The following is a 3,647-nucleotide window of genomic DNA, read 5'->3' on the forward strand; positions in this document are numbered from 1 at the left end:
ACTCTGAAGATCCTCACTGAACGTCTTTCATCCTGAATAGTTGCAGGTCAGCAACGTGTGAACGGCTCGGACGATGGTGCTGACGCGGCGGGTGGGGCATCTGGCTCGCCGGAGGATCCGCCGGGACTTCAGCTGGGCGAAGGCGCGTTCGCCCGGGGCTCTCAGTTTGGCGTGGTCGTGGTTGAAGTGCTGGTAGTGGGTGGGTTGTTCGCGGTGGTGGTAGTAGGGGGTGCGGACGGTGGCGCCGGCACCTTGGTAGGCGCGGTCGGCGAGGACGGGGATCTGCCGGGTCAGGCGGGCCTGGACGATGCCATGAGAACGTGCCGCGGTCAGGTCGTGGGTGCGGTCTGGTGTCGCGCGGGAGAACCAGAGCGGTGTGCCGTCGGGGCGGGCGATGACCTGCACGTTCATCCCGTGCTTGCGGTGCTTCGTCGAGTAGTACGGCTCGTCGGCGGCGATGCGGTCGGCCAGGCGGATGGGCAGCCGGGTGCGTCCCGCGATCTCTTCGGAATATTGAGTAGGCCCTCGCTCGGATGAGCGATCTTCGGTTTGAGTGTCAGGTGGGAGGGAACACCGTTGGTGTGCCGCGGTGCCCGCCTCCGGTCGCGAGGAGCACGGGGAGATGCTCGGCGGTTGCAGAAAGGCCGGCTGGGCCACGACACCGCGGCACACCATCGCGCCGCGTCCGCGAGGTCCCGTTCCGGCGCGTTGGCCGGTCGTAGACGGTCGACGGGCGCTCGGCCTCCGCGGGCTCGCGTCCCCCGCGGGCATGGGCGGAGTAGAAGCAGGGCCATAGGGAGGCAAATGAGCCCGCCGGGCGGTGAGGCGTGGCGTTTCCGGGAATGGCCGACGTGGAGCACCGGGCGGCCGGACAGGCGGTACCCCGGTGCAAGACCGAACACATCGGCGCGGTGCTGGTGGCGGAGGGCGGACGCGTACGCGGCCTGGTCACCGACCATGACCTGGTCGTGCGGGTGATGTCTCACGGGGCAATGCAGAGGATCAGTGATCGACGCGTGCAGTGAGGAACAGCGTCTCCCCGGAGGATGACGTCAGCCGAGCCGTGGAGCTGATGCGACGGCATGCCGTACGCCGCCTGCCCGTCGTGGGGGAGGGCCGCTCGGTCGCCATCGTGTCGCTGGGTGATATCGCCGCCGAGCGGGAGCCCGAGTCTGCCCTGCCCGAACAGCGCCGCCCACCCCAACAAGTGACATATGCCCCTCAGGACAAGGGCGGCGAGCCGGTCTACAGGGGCTGCGGTAGTGGGGCGGAACACCCCACCACACCACCGGGGCGGGTCCTGTTCATCCCCGGTGCCCGGCCGACCCATTCGCAGAGCAGGATGGTGGCGTCGTCCTGGAGATGCGGTCATGGTGATCGAGAACCGCGCGGATGAGGCGGCACAGGGGTTTCGGGCATGGACAGATCGTCCGCGTAGTGGGCGAATGAGGAAGTTGGTGAAGCGGCGAGGCCGAACTCGCACCATGCCGATGAGTCACTCAATCACCGGACTTCGGGTCCCTCTCCTTCTCCATGAACTATCGGACGGCTCAGACCTCCTCGTCATATTGATGACCTTGCGCAGGTCGTCCTTCGCCTTGTGCCCTTCGCCTTCAGGTTGCTCCAGCAGCGCCGCCGCGATCGCGTCCAGCCTGCGCTGCACCGCGTGCTCGGCTCGCCCTCACCGCTCGCTGTTTCTCAGCAGTGCCAGCAGGCTGAGCACCACGGTCGTCATCAGATGTTCCTCGCCACACGCTTGAGGTGGTTCAGCCTTCGATGCCGGTGTCGGAGTGGGATGCTCCGACGGGCTTGGACTCCGGGGATCCACGTTGCCTCAGGTAGATGGCGAGAATGGTCATGGAGGCGACCGCCAGGAGCTCGGACTGCCAGTTCTGCAGCGTGCGGCTCCAGAAGTCCGCAGACGACAGGTAGTGGGCCCACGTGGTGGGGGCTTCCAGTCGGCGCAACTGCTCCTCGTTGTAGGCCGCGACGCCGGTGACCGACTGCGTGAGCCAGGAGAACAGGAAGATGGCGCCCATGACCAGGCCGAGCGATCGGGAGAAGACGACTCCACGCCAATCCGTGTGCGCGGCCCAGCGAGGCGAGTCCTCCGTGGCGTGCTCCCCGACCATCTGGTCCTTGTCGGACTCGATCCCGGCCTTGTCGAGCTCCTTGGACTCAGGCGAACCACGTTGCAGCAGCCAGACGGTCGCGAAAATGTACAGGAAGAACTGCAGGTACTCCGACTGCCAGTTCTCGGTGACATCGACCGCGAAGTCCGAGGACGTCAGGTACGCGCCGAAGCCGACAGGAGTCATTCCATCGCTGACGAGCTTGTTGTTGAACTCCGCGCGCCCCGCCACGGCCTGGCCCACGAGGGCCAGCACGAACGTGGTCATGAAGAACAGCCCGAGGCTGTTGTGCCTCAGAAAGCGCCGTACGCGGTGCTGGGCCGGTGCGGTGTTCCCGCTGGTTTCCGACTCATGGCTCATCGGTGCATCAGCCCCAGCGTCATGAAGTACGCCAGACCACCGATGATCATTAAGAGGGTCACGGTGAACAGTGTCCTCATGGTCCCTCACCCGCCCTTGATCTCACACTCGTACGGCCGCTGGGGGCGTGGCCGGCACCCGGCGGCCGTCACCTTCCAGCCGGTGGGGAAGTGCGCCAGGAACACGATGTCCCGCTCCAATACCACCCGGGCCCGATCGCCGTACACGTCCGCACCCCGTACGGCACCCCCGGCTGGAAGCTCCCGCTCCTCGATCGCCTGGCCGATCGCGTCCTCGCAGCGGCTCTTGGCGGACTGCTCCAGTTCGTCCCGGGTAGCCGGAGCGAGAGCCGCACACATCCGCTCGCGCTGTCCGTCGCCCAGCGCCTGCTCGAAACGGGTGACTTCCGCTGTGGCCTCGTCACGCCGCTCGGGAAGCGTGCCGCAGGTACTGACCCCGCGGTGAGGACCGTCAGCACACCTGTCCCCGCCCCATACCACGATCCTCGCATCCTGCCTCCCGGCGGCCTGGGCGGAAACGGGTCCACCGCGGGTCGATCAAGTGACATGCGACTACCCGCTCATGGGACATACACACCCGTAAGCCCGCAATCCGAACTGGCGAGGGCTGGTTCCGCCTTGCCCCGACCAGACCAAGCGTCCGAGCCCACGATGCCGCCGGAAGACCGAGGCCTCGGCACTGAGATGTCGGGTCGAGGTGGGTGATGGACTGGCATCACGACGCGAGCGTGACACACGCCGTCCTGGCCGCGCACAATCCGGCGGACGGGCAGGTCGCCCTGCAGCCGGGCTCGGGCACGTCCAGCGACACCGCACTCCGTGAGCGACCTGCTGGACGGCATCGGCATGCCCCCAAACAACTCCCGGGCTCCGATATCCTGCAGGCCGCCAGCCGGTGTGGAAGGCCGCGACCGTCCGGATGCGTGCCCTGCCCACCACCCGCCTGACCGTCCTACGCGCCCACCACCTTGTCGTCTCCGGCGGCTCTCTTCCGGGGTGCCCTGTGGGCCTATGGTCTGGCGAACTTCACTGAGCCTCTTTCTGGGCTTGATCCGCTTTGACGGACATCTGAGATCAGGGGCTTCAGCCCCGGAAGGATGATGTTCATCATGGAGAGCATGGGGAAGAAGAGGCC

Annotated in this window: 5 protein-coding genes; 2 read left to right on the forward strand and 3 right to left on the reverse strand. The window is 66.8% G+C overall.

Annotation, left to right across the window (positions count from 1 at the left end):
* Positions 1-27: 27 nt before the first annotated feature.
* Positions 28-771: a transposase family protein gene (locus ACZ6C1_RS38750; protein WP_469247719.1), complete on the reverse strand. Its 744-nt coding sequence runs from the start codon at positions 769-771 to the stop codon at positions 28-30.
* 56 nt (positions 772-827) lie between these two features.
* On the opposite strand from ACZ6C1_RS38750, the gene ACZ6C1_RS38755 reads away from it, so the two are divergent.
* Both ACZ6C1_RS38755 and ACZ6C1_RS38760 read left to right on the forward strand, forming a co-directional pair.
* Positions 828-1,025, forward strand: coding sequence for a hypothetical protein (locus ACZ6C1_RS38755; protein ID WP_469247720.1), 198 nt, complete (start codon positions 828-830; stop codon positions 1,023-1,025).
* 47 nt (positions 1,026-1,072) lie between these two features.
* Complete coding sequence (locus ACZ6C1_RS38760) at positions 1,073-1,396, forward strand: hypothetical protein (RefSeq protein ID WP_469247721.1); 324 nt, start codon at positions 1,073-1,075, stop codon at positions 1,394-1,396.
* Between the two features lie 370 nt (positions 1,397-1,766).
* Here the strand turns inward: ACZ6C1_RS38760 and ACZ6C1_RS38765 are convergent, their stop codons facing one another.
* Both ACZ6C1_RS38765 and ACZ6C1_RS38770 read right to left on the reverse strand, forming a co-directional pair.
* A complete protein-coding gene (locus ACZ6C1_RS38765; RefSeq protein WP_469247722.1) occupies positions 1,767-2,492 on the reverse strand; it encodes a DUF6766 family protein in 726 nt (241 codons plus the stop codon).
* 86 nt (positions 2,493-2,578) lie between these two features.
* Complete coding sequence (locus tag ACZ6C1_RS38770) at positions 2,579-2,851, reverse strand: hypothetical protein (RefSeq protein WP_469247723.1); 273 nt, start codon at positions 2,849-2,851, stop codon at positions 2,579-2,581.
* Between the last annotated feature and the right edge of the window lie 796 nt (positions 2,852-3,647).

The organism is Streptomyces sp. NPDC041796 (assembly GCF_055590785.1).